Genomic DNA, 18,158 nt, shown 5'->3' on the forward strand with positions numbered 1-18,158 from the left:
CGCGCACGCCGCGCTCAGCGGACCACCTTGCCGCGCAACACGATCCGGCTCGGTGCTGCGAGGACACGCACGTCTTCGCGTGGATCCGACTCGTAGACAACGAAGTCCGCGCTCTCGCCCTCGGCGATGCCCGGCCGGCCGAGCCACTGCCGCGCACCCCAGGTCGCGGCATCGAGGGCCTCGAGGTTCGTCATGCCGGCGCGGGTGAGCTCCTCGACCTCGGCGGCGGCCAGGCCGTGCGGCAGCTGGCCGCCCGCATCGGTGCCCACCCAGATCGGCACCCCCGCCTCGTGCGCCGCCGCGATCGTGGCGTAGCGACGCTCGTAGAGGTCTCGCATGTGCGCTGCGTATGCCGGGAACTTCGCTTCCCCCGCGTCGGCGAACTTCGGGAAGTTCTCGATGTTGACCAGCGTCGGAACGATCGAAATCCCTTGGCGCGCAAATAGATCGATGGAGTCCTCTTGCAGACCGGGCGCGTGTTCGATGCAGTCGGTGCCGGCGGCGGCGAAGTCCAGCAGCGACTCTTCGCCGAAGCAGTGCGCGGTGACTCGGGCACCCTCCTCGTGCGCTGTGGCGATAGCTGCCGTCAGCGCCTCCCGGGGCCAGCACGGCGCCAGGTCGCCACGGTCGCGGTCGATCCAGTCCCCTACCAGCTTGACCCAGCCGTCGCCGCGGCGCGCCTCCTGGCGCACGTAGGCGACCAGGTCCTCCGGCTCGATCTCGTGCGCGAAGTTGCGGATGTACCGCTTGGTGCGAGCGATGTGCCGACCCGCCCTGATGATGCGCGGCAAATCCTCACGGTCGTCGATCCAGTGCGAGTCCACCGGTGAGCCGGCGTCACGCAGCAGCAGAGCTCCCGCTTCTCGGTCGGCGAGTGCGTGCTGTTCGGTGGTGGCCGCATCGACACCGCCATGTGCTTCAAGCCCCACGTGACAGTGCGCGTCGACCAGACCAGGCAGCACGAAACCGCTCACGCTTTGCACGTCCGCACCGGCGTCCGGCGGACTCCAGCTGATCCGGCCGTCGATCACCCACAGCTCGTCCCGCACCTCTTGCGGACCGACGAGGATCCGACCACGAACATGGAGCACCGGTGCGTCATTGGCCATGTCCGCAGCCTAACCGCGGCGGCCCGCCGGCGTCTGTCGCCGGCGGACCGCCTTCCCTCATGCCCTGTGTACGCGTCTCAGCACGCGGGGATTCCGGGGATCTGACCGTTGTTCGAACCACCACTGACGAAGATCGCGTTCACCCACACATTCGAGTTACCCGAGTCGTCATCAGTCTTCAGCCACCAATCGTTCTGGTACCCCGACGCATTCAGCTCCGCACCCTGGGTCTGGCAATAGAAATAGTTCGAACCCGCGTTGAGCACCCCGACCGTCCGCATCGACGTCGGCGAGCTGTACGACGACGCGCTCTGCCACACGTTCTTGTAAATCTTCGCCGTCGGCGAGCCTCCACCGCCGGTGCAGGTCGGCACCCCCGGAATGCTGCCGTTGTTCGACCCCGTCGATACGTAGATCGCATTCACCCACACGCCCGAGTTGCCCGAATCGTCATCGGTCTTCAACCACCAGTCGTTGTTGTACCCCTGAGCGGCAACCTCCTGACCCTTGGTCTGGCAGTAAAAATAGTTCTGCCCGGAATCCAACGTGCCCGCCCGACTCGCCAACGACGTCGACCGGTATGACGGAGCATTCATCCACACGTTCTCGTAATACTTCCCACCACCCGAGGGAGGCGGCGTCGGGGTGGGCGGGGGCGGTGTGCCGCCGTTGCCGGTGTAGCGGAAGACCCCGATGACCGAATCGGTTTCGCTCGACAGGCTCGCGACGTTCAGTCCCTCGAGGTCGCCCTCCGCCTGCACGACCAAGCCGTCGCCGAGATAGATGACGGTGTGCCCGTTGTAAACCACGACGTCGCCGGGCTCGGTCGGGGTGTCGCTGCTGAGCTGGGTGAAATTGTGCGAGGTGAGTTCTTGCTGCATGTGCGACGTTCCGTAAGGCCCGTAGTCGACCCCCGTCGCTTCGTACCACGCATACCGCACCAGACCGGAGCAGTCGAGCCCGATCTTGTGGGTGTCGTTGAAGTACTGGCCGTCCTCGTCGTACACCGCGCCGTAGGACGGACCCGGCGTGGCCGCGTGGCCGCCGTCCCACGAATACTTCACCCCCGCGTTCACCTCGGCGCAGGCGGCAGCGATGGCGCGATTCGCGGCGGCGCTGGTCGCGCCATACGCGTGGCAGTTCGACGCCGCATGCGCCGCATCCCCCTGGGTCACAGCAAATCCACCCATCACGGCAGCGGACCCGCACACACTCGCCGCGATCATTCCGGTCAATTTCTTCATGACGTGCTCCCTGGATCAACCTCGTGCGCAGATCCATTTCGCCTGCGCTGTGTCAATCCGACTCAGGAACGCTGTTGATCGGTTCCTCATTGCAAAACAATGCAATGGTCAAAGAATGGTAAATTCAGCAACCATTCATTCCGCACAAAAGAAGTGCGCCGAGTTGCGTCATCGCATGCACGACGGTCTGCCCACACCGGGTCGAGCTGATCAGACCGGCCTCCCGCAGCACGGCCGCATGGCGGCTGGCGCTCGGGGCCGACATGAAACACGCATCCGCGAGCTCTGAGGTGGTGCGGGGCTGCTGCGCTGCCACCAGCACCATGAGCCGGGATTCCCCGATCAGTCGGGCGACAGCGGATTCCGACGGTGCTGCTGCCTTCGAGGTCTTCACGGTTCGCATCTCCCTGTCACGTCGTGTCGTTGTCCCGGAAATCCGACGACGACGCCCCTCCAACGGTTCCGGCACCATGCGGATCGGCCCGCGACGCGAGCGCGCGCCACGGGCCGATCCGGTGTTTTCTGCACTCAGCAGGCCGGGATTCCCGGGATCTGACCGTTGTTCGAACCACCACTGACGAAGATCGCGTTCACCCAGACACCGGAGTTACCCGAGTCGTCATCGGTCTTCAGCCACCAGTTGTTCTGGTACCCCGACGCATTCAGCTCCGAACCCTTGGTCTGGCAGTAGAAGTAGTTCGAGCCGGCGTGCAGCACGCCGATCGTCTTCATCGAGGTCGGCGAGGTGTATGACGACGCCGACTGCCACACGCTCTTGTAAATCTTGGCCGTCGGTGAGGTGTGCCCACCACCGCCGCCCGTGCTTCCGGCACATTGCGGCACCCCCGGAATACTGCCGTCATTCGTACCTGAGGACACGTAGATCGCGTTCACCCAGACACCGGAGTTACCCGAGTCGTCATCGGTCTTCAGCCACCAGTCGTTGTGGTAGCCCTCAGCGTTCATCTCCTGGCCCTTGGCCTGGCAGTAGAAGTAGTTGCGGCCGGCGTTCAGCGTGCCGGCGCGCGATGCGGTCGAAGCCGCCCGGTATGACGGAGCCGACTTCCACACGTTCTCGTAGTACTTGCCACCGGTCGAGGGCGGAGGCGTCGGGGTGCCACCGCCACCGCCACCGCTGATCTTGTTGTAGCGGATCGGCGTGAACTCATGCGCGTAGCTGGAGTTCCACGTCCGCTGCGTCTGCGAGTGGCCGTAGTCGTACTGCTCGATGACGATCGGCTCGGTGTGCGCCTTGTCGGCCCAGCCCACGAACAACGCGATGTGGTTGTACTGAGCGTTCTGCACCAGCGCGTCGCCGGGCTGCAGATCCGACCAGGAGATCTGGTGGTCGATGCCGGCGAACTGCGACGAATGCGGGTCGAACTGCCATGTCGTCAGCGACGTGCCCAGATGCCATGCCATCGAGACCGAGCCGGAACAGTCCTGCCGGTACAACTTGCCCTCGGGGCCCGGGGCATAGTGCGTCTCGCTGTAGGGCGGCTGCGTCTTGAGCCAGTACTGCGCCCGCGAGATGACCTCACTGCGGCTGATCGTGCCGTTGACACTCGAGGCCGCCGTGCGGACGGTCGACACGTGCGTCGCATGGCTGCCCATGCCGTCGGCGAAGGCGGTGCCTGCCGGTACCGCGACCGCGCAGCCCACTGCCGCGACGGAAGCGAGTGTGATTGCTGTCCTGGTCCTCATGATCATCCTCCTGTCGGTGCCGACGGAACCGTCGGCGCTGGCAGTGGGACGCAGGCACATCTGAAACGGTGCGACCTTTGCAGAACTCTGCAATCACGGAACCTGCAGACGTCGTCGACCGTCGCCGAGGTCGTCCGCCGACGCACCCCGTGTATGACGAACGGAACCCCTCGTGCACGGACGAGGGGTTCCGCAGTCGCGGGTGCAGCTCACGACAAGACGAGCTGCGACATACGTCTGGGTCAGTCCTTGCCGGAGCCGAGGAACTTCTCAAAACCCTTGGGGAGCTTGATGTTCGACAGGTCCTGCTCCTCCTCCGGCGCGCCGAAGGCATTGCCGAGGGCCTTGTCGCGGGCTGCGGTCGCCTTGGCCGCGGCCTCCTGCTCCTGCTGGGCGCGCTTGGCGGGATTGCCGCTCTTGCCCTTCTTGGTGACCTGCTTGCGTTTGGCACCGCCGCCACCGGGCATCCCCGGCATACCGGGCATGCCGCCACCCCGTCGCAGCTGGCGCATCATCTTCTGGGCCTGGCCGAAGCGCTCGAGCAACTGGTTGACCTCGGACACCGAGACTCCCGAACCGCCGGCGATACGTGCCCGCCGTGAGCCGTTGATCTGCTTGGGGTGGGTGCGCTCGAAGGGCGTCATCGAGCGCACCATCGCCTCGACCCGGTCGAACTCCCGCTCATCAAGATTGGCCAACTGCTCCTTCATGCCCGACATGCCGGGCATCATCCCCATGAGCGACTTCAGGTTGCCCATCTTTTTGATGGCCGACATCTGCTGGAGGAAGTCGTCGAAGGTGAAATCCTCCTCGTCCATGAACTTGCGGGCCATCTCGGCAGCCTGCTTGCGATCGAAGGCCTTCTCGGCCTGCTCGATCAGGGTCAGCACGTCACCCATGTCCAGGATGCGCGAAGCCATCCGGTCGGGGTGGAAGACCTCGATGTCCTTGGTCTGCTCGCCGATCGAGGAGAACATGATCGGCCGGCCGGTCACCGAGGCGACCGACAAGGCGGCGCCACCGCGGGCGTCACCGTCCAGCTTCGAGAGCACGACACCGGTGAAGTCGACGCCCTTCTGGAAGGCCAGTGCGGTCTCGATCGCCGCCTGGCCGATCATCGCGTCGATGACGAAGAGCACCTCGTCGGGCTCGATCGCGGCACGTATGTCGGCGGCCTGCTGCATGAGGTTCTCATCGACGGCCAGCCGGCCGGCGGTGTCGACGATGACCACGTCGTACTGGCGCACCTTCGCCTGGCCGACCCCGGCCTGGGCCACCCACACCGGGTCGCCGTAGGACTGGGTGCCCTCGGTGGTGGCTGAGTCGTGGCCGCCGATGTTGCCGCGCTCCGGTGCGAAACACGGCACGCCCGCACGCTCGGCCACGACCTCCAACTGGGTCACGGCGTTGGGACGCTGCAGGTCAGCCGCGACCAGCACCGGGAAGTGCCCCTTGTCGCGCAGATGACGCGCCAGCTTGCCGGCGAAGGTGGTCTTACCCGAACCCTGCAGACCCGCCAGCATGATGACGGTCGGCGGACGCTTGGCCATTGCCAGCTCGCGGGTCTGACCACCGAGGATCGCGATGAGCTCCTCGTTGACGATCTTGACGACCTGTTGACCGGGGTTCAACGCAGCACTGACCTCGGCGCCGAGCGCTCGTTCGCGCACGCGGCCGGTGAACTCGCGCACCACGGGCGTTGCGACGTCGGCGTCGATCAGCGCCAGCCGGATGTCCCGGATGGTCGAGTTGATGTCGGATTCGGAGAGACGTCCCTTGCCGCGGAGGTTCTTGAAGGTCGCGGTCAGGTGGTCGGACAGGCTGTTGAACACGCGGGACAGGTTATCCCGCCGACGGGGCTGCGCCGTCACACGCGTCGATCAACGCGGCGATCACCTGCGCCACCTGCGGCGGGCTGACCGGCTGACCACCGGCCGCCGTCACATAAAAGGTGTCGAGGGACTGCCCGCCATACGTCGCGACGTGGGCCGACCGCACCGCGAGGGTGAACCGGGCGAACGTCATACCGATGTCGCGCAGCAGACCCGGACGGTCCTGTGAGCGCACCTCGATCACGGTGGCATCGCCCGACGCACCGGGCACCACCGTCGCCCGCGTGGTCAGCCCGGCATCGACCGCGCTCTCGCGGCGCTTGCGATCGAGGGCGCGCAACGGGGACCGGTCGCCCGCGGCAAGTTGCTGGATCCCGCGCACCAGGTCCGCGGTTGCCGGCAGCTCGCCCTGGGGGGATTCGACGTCCCAGGTGTTGAGGGCGACGCCGTCGACCGTGCGTACCCGTGCCGATCGCACGACCAGACCGTATGCCGACAGCAGTCCGGCCGAATCGGCGAACAGACCGAGCCGGTCCCGGTCGGCGATCTCGATGCGCGCACCGCTGGGAGTCGCCACGACCTCCACGTGCGCGGCACCGACGGCCACGTCGTGCAACGCGGCAGCGCTGAGCTGGTCGGCCGAGGTCGTCGGCTCGACACGTGGCATGCGCCGGTCCGCCAACGCCTTCGTGGCGCGCGCGGACAGGTCAGCAACGAGCCCGGCACGCCAGCTGGTCCACGCCTTGGGCCCGGCGGCGATGGCGTCGGCCTCGGTGAGAGCAGTCAGAAGTTCGAGGATGTCGGGCCGCTCCTCCACCGCTCCGACGAGGGTCTGAACGGTCTGCGGGTCCTGCGGATCGCGGCGGGTGGCGCTGTCGACGAGGGTGAGGTGCTCGCGCACGAGCAACTCGATCACATCGACGTCATCGGCTGCGAAGCCGAGCCGGCGGGTGATGTTGGCCGCGACCGGCGCCCCCTCGACCGCGTGGTCGAGCACGCCGGCGATCTTGCCGATGTCGTGCAGCAGCGCCGCGATCAGCAGCAGGTCCGCCCGCGCCACGTCGCCGCGCAGCCTGCACGCCTGCACCACCGTCTCGATGATGTGCCGGTCGACCGTGTGCCGGTGCACAGCGTTGCGCTGCGGCCTGCTGCGCACCGCACGCCACTCCGGGATCCACTGCCCGATGACGCCTGCCTGATCGAGCGCCTCCCAGACCTGCACCAGACCTGGGCCGGTCGCCAGCAGGTCGACGAAGGCATCGCGGATCTCGCCCGGCCACGGCGTCGGCAGCGGTTGCAGGTCGCTCGTGAGGTTGACGACTGTGGTCGGTGCCAGCGGCAGACCGCGCCGGGCGGCGACTCGCGCCGCGCGCAACAGCAGCAACTGGCTGCCGGTCGGGTTGAATCGCGGGCCGAGCACCACCTCGCCGTCGTGCTGATAGAGGCCGTAGCCCAGCGGCGCTAGCACCGGCCGCCGCGGCCCCACCCGCAGGGTGCGCGCCCGCTGCGACTGACTCGCCCGCCGCAGCGTGCCTTCGAGAGCGAAGCTGATGACCCGTGCCGATTCGACGACTCCGGTCAGCAGGGCGTCGGAGTCGGGCTTGCCCAGCAGCGCGGCTACCGCGTCCTGATCCTCGCGGCCCAGCCGGTCGCGGCCGCGGCCGGTGGCCACATGCAGGGCGTCGCGCACATCGAGCAGCTCGTCATACGCGACGTCGACCTGCCCGTGCGGGCGGTCGGTGAGCCACGCCGCGGTCAGCGCGCGCAGCACCGCCATGTCGCGCAGACCACCGCTGCCTTCCTTCAGGTCGGGCTCGATGGTGTCGGCCAGACTGCCGTGCCGCTCGTGCCGTTGCTGCAGGCTCTCGCCCAGTTCGGGCAGGCGCTTGCGGGCGTTGGCCCGCCAGTCGTGCGCGATGCTCTGCCGGACGCCGGCGACCAGGATCGGGTCGCCGGCGATCCACTCCATGTCCAGCAACCCGACCGCAGCGGCCAGGTCGCCCGACGCCACCGCACGGCACTCGCCGAGAGTGCGAACGCTGTGGTCGAGGCGCACCCCGGTGTCCCAGATGGGGTACCAGATGCGGTCGGCCAGTGCGGTCACATCGGCGGTGTTCAGCGTCCGGCCGTCGTGCACCAGCACGAGGTCGTAATCCGACAACGGCCCGCTGTCACCACGGGCCAGGCTGCCGACGGCCGCCAGCGCGACACCGGTCTGCTCCCGGCCCGCGTCCGGCACGGCCGCATCCCACAGGTCTCCCAGGAGGCTGCGGCCGTATGCCGTGACGCGTTGCCGGCGTGCAGTCCCCGCGCCCGGCTTGGTGAAGTCACGGGTGCCGGCCAGGTCGAGCCGCTTGCTGTCCACCGAGGTGGAACGCATCGCGTTCACAACGCAGTCGCGCCCTTTTCGCCGGTGCGGACCCGGACGACGTCCTCAACCGGCACCGTCCAGACCTTGCCGTCGCCGATGCGCCCGGTCTGGGCGGCTTTGACCATGACATCGACGACGCTGCCGGCGTCCATGTCCTCCACGAGCACCTCGATGCGGACCTTCGGCACGAAGTCGACGGTGTACTCCGCACCTCGGTAGACCTCGCTGTGGCCCCGCTGACGGCCGTAGCCGCTGGCTTCGCTCACCGTCATACCGGTGATGCCGTAGGACTCGAGCGCTTCCTTGACCTCGTCCAGCTTGAACGGCTTGACGATTGCGGTGACCAGCTTCATGCCTCTACCTTCTCCTGAGTCTCGTCGTGATGGCGGGCGTCCTGCTCATGCGAGGGGTGATGCCCGATGCGGCTGCCGGAGAACAGGTTGCCGAAGTCGTAACCGGTCTCGGCGTGCTCGGCCTGGTCGATGCCGGCGATCTCCTCCTCCTGCGAGATCCGGAAGCCCATCGTCTTGTGCAGTGCGTAACCAATGATGTAGGTCACCACGAACGAGAAGATCAGCACGGTGAACGCCGCCGCGGCCTGCACACCGAGCTGCAGGAATCCGCCGCCGTAGAACAGCCCGTCCCTGGTGCCCGAACCGTTCGGGCTGGACTTGGAGGCGAGCAGCCCGATGAGCAGGGTGCCGACGAGTCCGCCGACCAGGTGCACACCGACGACGTCGAGGCTGTCGTCGAAACCGAGCTTGAACTTCAGACCCACCGCCAGGGCGCAGATCGCACCGGCGGCCAGACCCACGATCAGGGCACCGATCGGGGTGACCGTGGCACAGGCCGGCGTGATCGCGACCAGACCGGCGACCACACCCGACGCCGCACCGAGGGAGGTGAAATGGCCGTCACGGAACTTCTCCACGAGCAACCAGCCGAGCATCGCGGTGCAGGTGGCGCCGAGGGTGTTGACCCAGACCCCGGCCGCCAGCGTGCCGGCGCTGAGTGCTGAACCGGCGTTGAAACCGAACCAGCCGAACCACAGCATTCCCGCGCCGATCATCACCAGCGTCAGGTTGTGCGGTCGCATCGGATCCTTGCCGAAACCGACGCGCTTGCCGATCACCAGCGCCAGCGCCAAACCAGCCGCCCCGGCGTTGATGTGGATCGCGGTGCCACCGGCGAAGTCGTAGGCGCCATGACCGTGCAGGAAGAGCCCGCCGTTGGCGATCCAGCCGCCGGCCTTGGCGGCGTAGCCGTTGAAAGCGAACACCCAGTGCGCGGCCGGGAAGTACACGACCGTCGCCCAGATGACGGTGAACACCGTCCAGGTCGTGAACTTCGCGCGGTCGGCGATGGCACCGCTGACCAGCGCCACCGCGATGATCGCGAACACCACCTGGAAGGCGACGAACGCCATACCGGGAATGCCTCCGGTGGCGGCCGATCCGCCCGCCGCGGGTACGTACCCGTAGATCGCGGTCATGACGTGGTGCAGGCCGAACTCGGAGAACGGGTTGCCGAGCAGTCCGTGGCCGAGGTCGGGGCCGAAGGCCTCGCTGTAGCCCCACAACACCCACACGGTGCCGACCGTGCCCATGCTGATGAAGCTCATCATCATCATGTTGAGCACGGACTTGGTGCGCACCATGCCGCCGTAGAAGAAGGCGAGACCCGGGGTCATGAAGAGGACCAGGGCCGCTGCGGCGATGGTCCAGGCGGTGTTTCCGCTGTCGATGAACGGCACGTCGGCCGTTGCCAGTGAGTGAAGGCTCATGGGCGAATACTGTGGTGCTGCAGCGTTTCCGGTGGATGCGTCGTCGTGTTACGTCCATGTTGCGGCGGCCGCCGAGCGGTTACGAGTTCATTTCCTGGACGGTTTCATCCCATTGTGTGAGACGCGCATACTGGAGGTATGTCGCTCACCCCGTCGCTGCCCACGCCCTTGCGTGCCGTGCACGACAAGGTGCGACACCGGGCCGCGATCGAGTTGCGGCAACGGGTCGCCGGCGACGATGCCCGTCGTCGCGCCGACGGCATCTGGGGCAAGGAGGGCGAGCGCTGGTTCACCCCGCAGGACCCGATCTGGCGGGTGCACCTGGACGCGTCGATGTTCGTCGGCGGCATCCGCGCGCTGCTGTTGCAGTCACTGCACCCGTTGGCGATGGCCGGTGTCGACGAGCACTCCACCTACCGCGACGACCCGTGGGGCCGGCTGCAGCAGACCAGCAACTTCATCTCGACGACGACCTTCGGCACGATCCCGGACGCCGAGCGTCTGCTCGCCCGGATCCGCGGTATCCACCGGCGGGTCAACGGCACCTTCGAAGGCCGGCCCTACCGCGCCGACGACCCAGTGCTGCTGCGCTGGGTGCATCTGGCGGAGGCGGACAGCTTCCTTCGCTGTTTTCAGCAGTATGGCGGTGGGCGACTCACCCCCGCCGAGGCCGACACCTATGTCGCACAGATCGGTTCGGTGTCCAGCCGTCTCGGCTTCGAGGCGGCACCGACCACGGTCGCGGAGTTGGACGAGGCCCTGTCGGCATACCGACCGCAACTGCAGAGCACCCCGGCCGCCCGGGCGGCGCTGCGGTTCATCCTGCTGGACCCGCCGCTGGCCTGGACCGCCCGCCCGGGTTACCTCAGCCTGGTCGCGGGCGCGATCGGAACTCTTCCGGCATACGCGCGCTCGATGCTCGGGATCCGGCTGCCGCCCGGTGGCACGACGACCCTGCGCGCGGTCGGCTCGGTCGGTGCCGGTGGCGTGCGGTGGATGCTGAGCGACCCACAGGTGCAGGACGACCGCCGGGTGAATCAGGCGCTGGAGACGTTCCCGCCGCAGTGACGACCAATCGCGCCGGTCAGTCCAGGACAGCGTTGACGAAGGCGTTGGCGTCGAAGGGCGCGAGGTCGTCGGCACCCTCGCCGAGCCCCACCAGCTTCACCGGCACACCGAGTTCGCGCTGCACCAGCACCACGATGCCGCCCTTGGCTGTCCCGTCGAGCTTGGTGAGGACCACGCCGGTGACGTTGACGGCCTGGGCGAAGATCTCGGCCTGACGCATGCCGTTCTGACCGGTCGTCGCGTCGAGCACCAGGAGGCACTCGTCGATCGGGCTCTGCTTCTCGATGACACGTTTGACCTTGGACAGCTCGTCCATCAGGCCGACCTTGTTGTGCAGACGGCCGGCGGTGTCGACGAGCACGACGTCCGCCTCGCCATCGATACCCTGCTTGACCGCGTCGAAGGCGACGGCCGCCGGATCCGCGCCGTCCTTGTCCGAGCGCACTGTCGGCACCCCCACGCGAGCGCCCCACGTCTCGAGCTGGTCGGCGGCGGCGGCGCGGAAGGTGTCGGCCGCACCGAGCACGACGTTCTTGTGTTCGGCCACCAGCACACGAGCCAGCTTGCCGACGGTGGTCGTCTTGCCGGTGCCGTTGACGCCGACCACCATGACCACGGCGGGCCGGTCACCGATGCGGGAGGCCGCGATGCGGCGGTCCATCGTGGGGTCGACCTGGGCCAGGAGTTCTGCGTGCAGCCAGGATTCCAATTGCTCCGCCGACGGCGATCCGTCGACCTGCACACGACGCTTCAGCCCGTCCACGATCTCGGTGGTCGCTGCGACGCCAAGGTCGGCACCGAGCAGGGTGTCCTCGACTTCTTCCCAGACCGCGTCGTCGAGCTTGTCGCCGGACAGCACCGACAGCAGGCCCCTGCCCATGGCGTTGTTGGAGCCGGCAAGGCGCGAACGCAGCCGCGTCATACGTCCGCGGGCGGATTCGGGCTGCTCGATGTCCGGTGCTTCGGCGACCGCCTCGTCCGCCGGTCGCGCTTCGTCGCTCGTCAGCTCCGATGCCGGGGTCGCCTGGTCGGCAGGTGCGTCGGTGGGCGCGGGTGCCGAGGATTCGGCCACGGGTGCGTCCTGCGCCGGCGACGGCCGGCTGGGCTCGGCACCCTTGCTGGTGTCGATCGTGGCGGTGCTGCCCGCTTGGTAGGTGTTCGCCCCGCGTGTCTTGGCCTCACGCGCCGACGGAGCGGCGACGGGCGGAGCAGCCTTCTTGCGGCCGAGGCCGCCGCGCAGCAGGCCGAGCAGGAGCAATCCGCCCCCGACGACGACGAGAACAATCAGAGTCACGATTTCCCAGAGCACGTCGCTCATCATCGCAAACGTTCAGCCGAGCAGGCGCGTCCGCTCCACGTGCCGCGGACGTAGTGGGCCGGTGGGCCCGGTGTCAGCCGGCGGCGCGGTGCTCCTGCGCAGAGCGGGAGTCGCGGGGCTCCTGCGTCGTGGTCGGCGCTGCTGCCGGCGAGGCGACGCGCGCGCCGGTCGAAGCAGTGGGCTCGGCAGCAGTGGTCGCCGTCTCGGCCTCGTCCTCGCGGCGCTTCTTGGTGACGACCGCGGTGGCTTTCGTGGCGCCCTTGGCGACCTTCTCGGTGCCGGAGGCCACCGTGGACACGACGCGTTCGCCTCGGTCGGTCAGCACCTCACGACCCTCGCGGCGGGCGGGCACTGCGACGAGTCCGACCACAGCGGACGCTAGACCGACACAGATGACCAACGCGAGAATCAACCACAACATGGTGTCAATTGTGGACTGCCGCGGTGCGTTTCCCCAAAGCGAAACCCGGGTGCGCGCTGTGAATCTTTCGAATGTCCTCAGATGTTCACCGGCAGTGCCCGTCTGCGTCTGCCCCGGTGGCAGACTCCAGGTATGACGATGGCCGTTTCGAGCTCAGCCTCCCGTTTCTCCCCCGATCGTCTGGCCCGCATCGACGAGCATCTGCAGCGGTATGTCGACGACGACCGGCTGGCCGGCTGGCATCTGCGAATCACCCATCGTGGCGAGACCGCCTACGACCAGTTGCACGGGATGCGCGACCGCGAGGCGTCTGCGGCGGTCACGCCGGACACGCTCTACCGCATCTACTCCATGACCAAGCCGGTGACATCCGTCGCGACGATGATGCTGTACGAGCAGGCCGCGCTGGCGTTGAACGATCCGGTGTCGAAGTACATCCCGTCGTTCGCCGACCTGCGCGTCTACACCGGCGGCCCGGCCGCCAAGCCGGTGACCCGTCCCGCGACCGAACCGATGCGCATCAAGCACCTGCTGACCCACACCTCCGGGCTGACCTACGGCTTCCACCACGTCCACGTCACCGACGAGATCATGCGTGCGCACAGGCAGGAGTTCGGACCGCCGACCGGCATGGACCTCGCGGCCGCCTGCGACAGTTGGGCGGCCATGCCGCTGCGGTTCGACCCGGGGACCTGCTGGAACTACGGCGTCTCCACCGATGTCCTCGGCCGGGTCGTCGAGGTCGCCTCCGGCGAGTCACTCGACGACTTCTTCGCCGACCACATCCTGCGGCCGCTCGACATGACCGACACCGCCTTCCAGGCGACCGACACCGACCGGCTGGCCGCCTTGTACCTCCGCGCCGGTGAGACCACCTCACGGTTCGATGCCTTCGGAGACGCCGCCGCACACACGCCGGAGTTCCTCTCCGGTGGCGGCGGGCTCGTCTCGTCGATGAGCGACTACACCCGGTTCGCCGAGATGCTGCGTCGCGGCGGCGAGATCGACGGCACACGGCTGCTGTCGGATCGCACGACCCAGTTCATGACCCGCAACCATCTGCCGGGCGATGCCGATCTGGCGACCTTCGGCATCCCGCTGTATGCCGAAACTCCCTTCACCGGAGTCGGTTTCGGCCTGGGCTTCGCCGTGACCCAGGATCCGGCCGCAACCGGAGTGGCCAGCTCCGTGGGCGAGTACGGCTGGGGAGGGCTGGCATCGACATACTTCTGGGTCGACCCGGTCGAGGACCTGACCGTCGTCTTCATGACTCAGCTGATGCCCTCCAGCGCCTACCCGGTGCGCAGTGAGCTGAAACAACTCGTCTACGCGGCCCTGGCCGGATGAGCAACGAGGTCCGACAGCGCGCTGACCAGCTGTGCGACCTCGGCCGGTTCGACGCGGCCCTGCAGGCGCTGGGTCCGGCACTGGCCGTCGCGCCGCAGGACCCCGGCCTGCTGCTCGTCGCCGCGCGGGCACATCTGGGCGCCGAGAGGTTCGCCGCAGCCGAGGACGCCGCTGTCAGTGTGCTGACCCAGGACCCTGCCAACCAGACGGCGCTACTCGTGCACGGCTACGCCTCGCTGGGACGCCAGGACTGGCTGACCGCCGAATCGGTCGCGCGGCACGGGTTGAGCGTCAACGCCACCGACTGGCGCTTCCACGCGCTGTTCTCCCGCAGTGTCGCCACGCGTGACCGGCGCCTCGCGCAGGTCGCCGCCGAGCAGGCCGTAAGCCTGGCACCACTGGAACCTGCCACGCACAGGGCGGCCGCCTTTGCGTATTACCCGCCGTCCGGCCTGCTGCCGATGCGTGACGAGCTCGACGCTGCCGAAGCGGCCCTGCTGCGTGCGCTCGAGCTCGATCCCAGCAGCACCGAGACCCTCAACAACCTGGGTCGCGTCAAGCTCGCCAAGGGCGAACGCGCAGACGCCGCAAACCTGCTCGCGCGAGCCGTCGAATCCGACCCGTTCGACACGATCCCCCGCACCAACATGGACATCGTGCTGCGACGGGAACTCGTGATCACCCATTTCGTGGTCGCCGGGTCATGCCTGCTGGCGGGTGCCATCGGCATCCCGACCAACATCCGGATCGCGCTCGGCGTGGCCGCGGTCATCTCGCTTGCCTGGATCGCCTGGGTCGCGCATCGGCTGCGGCGTTCCGTGCAGCGCAACATCACGGCATACCTGCGCAATTTCGCGCGCGCCGACCGGCTCGGCGCAGCGTGGGCGATCGGGCTCGCGCTGTGCGTCGTGGCGATGGTGGTGGGTGCGGCGATCGGACCGGCCTACATCGCTTTGCACCTGGGCCAGGCGATGCTGATCGTCGGCGTGATCCTCAGCTGGGGAAGCCGCTTCAGCCGGCGCCGGCGAATCTAAGAGATTGCGCGGGTAGGTGCTGGGTGTGGCGCCCACCGTATCCGCCATCGCCCTCCGTACGTCGCCGAATCGGCGACGTACGGGTGCCCGGGCTGGCCCCGGCACAGCGAGTGCATGGTCGAGATGACGATTACTTCCCAGTATCGCGACCGCGACCGGAAGTAATCGTCTTTCCAACCACCCCAGCGTTACTGCCGTGGCGTATGTGGCGGGTGGGAGTCACCGCACCACGCGAGGGTCGTCGTCGTCGCCGGATCGGCGACTTATGTGTGATCAGTGGGGCTAGTGCGTTTCGTGGTGCCGGTGAGGCGGAAAGATCGACCGAGTCGGCGACTTATGTATGTCGCGGCGCCGTGCCGCAACAGCCGTTCTCGCCACATCGGCGACTTATGTGTGACCACTGGGACGAGTGAGACTAGTGGTGCCGGTGAGGCGTCAAGATCGACCGAATCGGCGACTTATGTAGGCCGCCTCGGTCCGCGCCACCCGTTCTCGCCACATCGGCGACTTATGTAGGCCGCCCCGCTCCGCGCCACCCGTTCTCGCCGAATCGGCGACTTATGCCAGCGCGCGGGTCGCCAGATCGGCGACGTAGAGATCGCGCGGGTAGGTCATGGTCGTCGGGCTGGTCGGGTGTCCCAGCGGTGGGTGGTCCAGGCGGTGCGGATGAGGGGTCGGGTGATGATGATCGTGTTGGCCAAGGCGATGAACGCGTTGATGACGCGTTGGCGTCGTTCGGTGCAGATCTGGAGTTTGCCGAAGCCGCGGGTGTGCCAGGAGTTGGTCCGTTCGATGACCCAGCGGGCGCCTGCCTGCAGCGGGAAGCCCCTTGGTACTGATCACGCCGGTGCATCCGAGTTCGGTCAGCAGGTCCCGTGTCTTGGCTGAGTCGTAGCCGGCATCCAGGTGCACGGTGATCGCCTCGGGAAGGCCGACACCCATGCCGTGGTCAAACCGTGCGAGTGTCTCCAGGGTCGGGCGTAGCAACGGCGAATCGTGCCGGTTCGCTGGGGCGATCACGCACCCGACCGGGATCCCGGACCCGTCGGTCATCAACGATCGTTTGGTGCCGAGTTTGCCTCTGTCGACAGGGGATCGGCCGGCGGCTTGGCCACCGCAGGGTGCTTTGACCAGGCACCCGTCCACGGTGACGTTGCTCAGGTCCAGGCCCACGATCTGGTCGTAGGCGTCCAAGCACAACTGCTCCAGTGCCCGGAAAACTCCGGCGGTGATCCATTCATCGCGGCGGGTGCGGATCGTGGTGGCTGAACAGGTGGTGTCAGCGATCTTGGCGTAGGAGACCCCGAACACCAGGACCTGGACCAGGTTGTCGAACACGATCCGGTCGGGGATGCGTGGGGTGTGGCACCGGAGCGGATGAGTGTCGATGATCGGCGGGATCAGCGCGGCGAACTGGTCCCAGATCGGGTCAATGAGCCAGGATGGGACCGCGGGCACGGTGCATCCTGATGATCAGCGTTTTTCTCACAAATCACACTGATAACAGACACCGTGCCCGCCCCACGGCAACGCCACGCCGAGCACCTACCCGCGCGATCTCTAAGCTGTCGACCGTGACCGATCCCCTCATCGAATCCCTGCTGCGAGCTGTGCAGGCCGCGCCGAACGACGTTCCGCTGCGGCTGCACCTGGCCGGGTTGCTCATCGAATCGGGGCGATCCGGCGAGGCAGTCGAGCACTGCGCCGCCGCCCTGCAGGCCGACCCGGGCGATGGTCAGGCGCGGGCGTTGATGGCACGGGCACTCGGAGGTCCGGCTGCTGCCCCACCTGGTGGCGGCGGTGAACCGACGGGTGGTCCGGTCCCTCACCCGAACCCCACCAAGCCCCGGTCGCCCTCTGATGCAAGCGAATTCGACTGGACGCGCGCCGAGGCCGACCTCGGCCCGGATTCACCGCAGCCGATGTTTCTCGACGACGACGAGGGCCCTGCCGTCTCGGCATACGACGTCGAACAGGCGGGCGTGACGCTGCGCGATGTCGGCGGCATGGCGGCGGTCAAGGAGCGTCTCGAGGCGTCCTTCCTCGCGCCGATGCGCAATCCGGAGCTGCGCAAGCTCTACGGCAAGAGCCTGCGCGGCGGACTGCTGCTCTATGGCCCGCCCGGTTGCGGAAAGACCTTCGTGGGGCGTGCGCTGGCCGGCGAGATGGGCGCGTCGTTCATCTCGGTGGGGATCAGCGACATCCTCGACATGTACATCGGTCAGTCCGAACGCAATCTGGCCGAGTTGTTCACCCTGGCCCGCGCCAAGGCGCCGACCGTGCTCTTCCTGGACGAAGTCGACGCGCTCGGGCAGCGTCGCTCGATGACCCGCAACTCCGGCACCCGCAACACCGTCAACCAGCTGCTGACCGAGCTCGACGGGGTGTCCGCGAGCAACGACGGCGTGTATGTCGTGGGCGCCACGAACCAGCCGTGGGATGTCGACCCGGCGCTGCGCAGGCCGGGCCGTTTCGATCGCACGCTGTTCGTCTCACCGCCGGATGAGTCGGCGCGTGCGGCGATCTTCCGCACCCACCTGGCCGGGCGGCCGGTCGAGGGCGTCGATCTGAAATGGTTGGCTGCGCACAGCCGCGGGTTCTCCGGCGCCGACATCGCGCACGCGTGCGAGACCGGCGCGGAGCGCGCGCTGCTGGACGGTGTGCGCACCGGCAACGCACGGCTCATCTCGATGACCGACCTCAAGGCCGCCGTGTCGGAGGTGCAGCCGTCGACCGGACCATGGTTCGAATCCGCCCGGATGGTGGTCGAATTCGCCAATGCCGACGGCGCGTATGACGAGTTGCGCTCCTGGCTCAAGGGCAAGCGTCGCTGAGCGCTGCGGCATACACGATCCGCGCTCTTGTCGGCGTGTTCCGTCCGAATGACCGCGCATCGGCTAGCGTCACACCACATGACGTCTTCGAAG

Annotated in this window: 15 protein-coding genes; 4 read left to right on the forward strand and 11 right to left on the reverse strand. The window is 67.6% G+C overall.

The genetic code is table 11. The features are described from left to right. Nucleotides 1–14: 14 nt before the first annotated feature. The 8 genes from BKA23_RS09715 to BKA23_RS09750 form a co-directional block, all read right to left on the reverse strand. On the reverse strand, nt 15–1,109 hold the full coding sequence (locus tag BKA23_RS09715; protein WP_211841638.1) for an amidohydrolase family protein: 1,095 nt from the start codon (nt 1,107–1,109) through the stop codon (nt 15–17). A gap of 77 nt (nt 1,110–1,186) precedes the next feature. Then, on the reverse strand, nt 1,187–2,353 hold the full coding sequence (locus BKA23_RS09720) for an NlpC/P60 family protein (RefSeq protein ID WP_145227552.1): 1,167 nt from the start codon (nt 2,351–2,353) through the stop codon (nt 1,187–1,189). 124 nt (nt 2,354–2,477) lie between these two features. Further along, complete coding sequence (locus BKA23_RS09725; protein WP_170226447.1) at nt 2,478–2,747, reverse strand: ArsR/SmtB family transcription factor; 270 nt, start codon at nt 2,745–2,747, stop codon at nt 2,478–2,480. Nucleotides 2,748–2,881: 134 nt separating this feature from the next. Next, on the reverse strand, nt 2,882–4,057 hold the full coding sequence (locus BKA23_RS09730; RefSeq protein WP_145227554.1) for an NlpC/P60 family protein: 1,176 nt from the start codon (nt 4,055–4,057) through the stop codon (nt 2,882–2,884). Between the two features lie 242 nt (nt 4,058–4,299). Next, nucleotides 4,300–5,889: a signal recognition particle protein gene (gene ffh / locus BKA23_RS09735; RefSeq protein ID WP_145227555.1), complete on the reverse strand. Its 1,590-nt coding sequence runs from the start codon at nt 5,887–5,889 to the stop codon at nt 4,300–4,302. A 10-nt stretch (nt 5,890–5,899) separates the two neighbouring features. After that, nucleotides 5,900–8,269 (reverse strand): [protein-PII] uridylyltransferase, encoded by a 2,370-nt coding sequence (locus tag BKA23_RS09740; protein ID WP_145227556.1) that lies wholly within the window; start codon nt 8,267–8,269, stop codon nt 5,900–5,902. A gap of 5 nt (nt 8,270–8,274) precedes the next feature. After that, nucleotides 8,275–8,613 (reverse strand): P-II family nitrogen regulator, encoded by a 339-nt coding sequence (locus BKA23_RS09745; protein WP_145227557.1) that lies wholly within the window; start codon nt 8,611–8,613, stop codon nt 8,275–8,277. Beyond that, the gene (locus BKA23_RS09750; RefSeq protein WP_145227558.1) at nt 8,610–10,043 is read right to left on the reverse strand and encodes an ammonium transporter; all 1,434 of its coding nucleotides are present in this window, start codon (nt 10,041–10,043) and stop codon (nt 8,610–8,612) included. Before BKA23_RS09750 ends, BKA23_RS09745 begins: the two co-directional genes overlap by 4 nt. A 138-nt stretch (nt 10,044–10,181) precedes the next feature. Between BKA23_RS09750 and BKA23_RS09755 the strand changes: the two genes are divergently transcribed. Further along, on the forward strand, nt 10,182–11,111 hold the full coding sequence (locus BKA23_RS09755; protein ID WP_170226448.1) for an oxygenase MpaB family protein: 930 nt from the start codon (nt 10,182–10,184) through the stop codon (nt 11,109–11,111). A 16-nt stretch (nt 11,112–11,127) separates the two neighbouring features. Here BKA23_RS09755 and ftsY read toward each other — a convergent pair whose 3' ends face one another. Together ftsY and BKA23_RS09765 are read right to left on the reverse strand one after the other, a co-directional pair. Next, entirely contained in the window at nt 11,128–12,429 is a 1,302-nt protein-coding gene (gene ftsY / locus BKA23_RS09760; RefSeq protein ID WP_145227559.1) for a signal recognition particle-docking protein FtsY, read from the reverse strand. Between the two features lie 73 nt (nt 12,430–12,502). Beyond that, on the reverse strand, nt 12,503–12,850 hold the full coding sequence (locus BKA23_RS09765; RefSeq protein ID WP_145227560.1) for a hypothetical protein: 348 nt from the start codon (nt 12,848–12,850) through the stop codon (nt 12,503–12,505). Nucleotides 12,851–12,982: 132 nt separating this feature from the next. Between BKA23_RS09765 and BKA23_RS09770 the strand changes: the two genes are divergently transcribed. Both BKA23_RS09770 and BKA23_RS09775 read left to right on the forward strand, forming a co-directional pair. After that, nucleotides 12,983–14,197 carry a serine hydrolase domain-containing protein gene (locus tag BKA23_RS09770; RefSeq protein ID WP_145227561.1) on the forward strand — a complete coding sequence of 405 codons (1,215 nt, stop codon included), beginning with the start codon at nt 12,983–12,985 and terminating at the stop codon, nt 14,195–14,197. Beyond that, on the forward strand, nt 14,194–15,231 hold the full coding sequence (locus BKA23_RS09775) for a tetratricopeptide repeat protein (protein WP_145227562.1): 1,038 nt from the start codon (nt 14,194–14,196) through the stop codon (nt 15,229–15,231). The genes BKA23_RS09770 and BKA23_RS09775 overlap by 4 nt, the downstream gene beginning before the upstream one ends. Before the next feature lie 558 nt (nt 15,232–15,789). On the opposite strand, the gene BKA23_RS09780 is transcribed toward BKA23_RS09775, so the two are convergent. Further along, a complete protein-coding gene (locus BKA23_RS09780; RefSeq protein ID WP_342783601.1) occupies nt 15,790–16,689 on the reverse strand; it encodes an IS5 family transposase in 900 nt (299 codons plus the stop codon). Between the two features lie 116 nt (nt 16,690–16,805). Between BKA23_RS09780 and BKA23_RS09785 the strand changes: the two genes are divergently transcribed. Next, nucleotides 16,806–18,065: an AAA family ATPase gene (locus BKA23_RS09785; RefSeq protein WP_246104554.1), complete on the forward strand. Its 1,260-nt coding sequence runs from the start codon at nt 16,806–16,808 to the stop codon at nt 18,063–18,065. Nucleotides 18,066–18,158 lie beyond the last annotated feature (93 nt).

Source organism: Rudaeicoccus suwonensis (assembly GCF_007829035.1).
Lineage (GTDB): Bacteria > Actinomycetota > Actinomycetes > Actinomycetales > Dermatophilaceae > Rudaeicoccus > Rudaeicoccus suwonensis.

Coding starts and splice junctions, on each gene's coding strand:
- BKA23_RS09715 (WP_211841638.1), bottom strand. CDS start 1,109: ATGGCCAATGACGCACCGGTGCTCCATGTTCGTGGTCGGATCCTCGTC.
- BKA23_RS09720 (WP_145227552.1), bottom strand. CDS start 2,353: ATGAAGAAATTGACCGGAATGATCGCGGCGAGTGTGTGCGGGTCCGCT.
- BKA23_RS09730 (WP_145227554.1), bottom strand. CDS start 4,057: ATGAGGACCAGGACAGCAATCACACTCGCTTCCGTCGCGGCAGTGGGC.
- BKA23_RS09740 (WP_145227556.1), bottom strand. CDS start 8,269: ATGCGTTCCACCTCGGTGGACAGCAAGCGGCTCGACCTGGCCGGCACC.
- BKA23_RS09745 (WP_145227557.1), bottom strand. CDS start 8,613: ATGAAGCTGGTCACCGCAATCGTCAAGCCGTTCAAGCTGGACGAGGTC.
- BKA23_RS09750 (WP_145227558.1), bottom strand. CDS start 10,043: ATGAGCCTTCACTCACTGGCAACGGCCGACGTGCCGTTCATCGACAGC.
- BKA23_RS09755 (WP_170226448.1), top strand. CDS start 10,182: ATGTCGCTCACCCCGTCGCTGCCCACGCCCTTGCGTGCCGTGCACGAC.
- ftsY (WP_145227559.1), bottom strand. CDS start 12,429: ATGAGCGACGTGCTCTGGGAAATCGTGACTCTGATTGTTCTCGTCGTC.
- BKA23_RS09765 (WP_145227560.1), bottom strand. CDS start 12,850: ATGTTGTGGTTGATTCTCGCGTTGGTCATCTGTGTCGGTCTAGCGTCC.
- BKA23_RS09770 (WP_145227561.1), top strand. CDS start 12,983: ATGACGATGGCCGTTTCGAGCTCAGCCTCCCGTTTCTCCCCCGATCGT.
- BKA23_RS09775 (WP_145227562.1), top strand. CDS start 14,194: ATGAGCAACGAGGTCCGACAGCGCGCTGACCAGCTGTGCGACCTCGGC.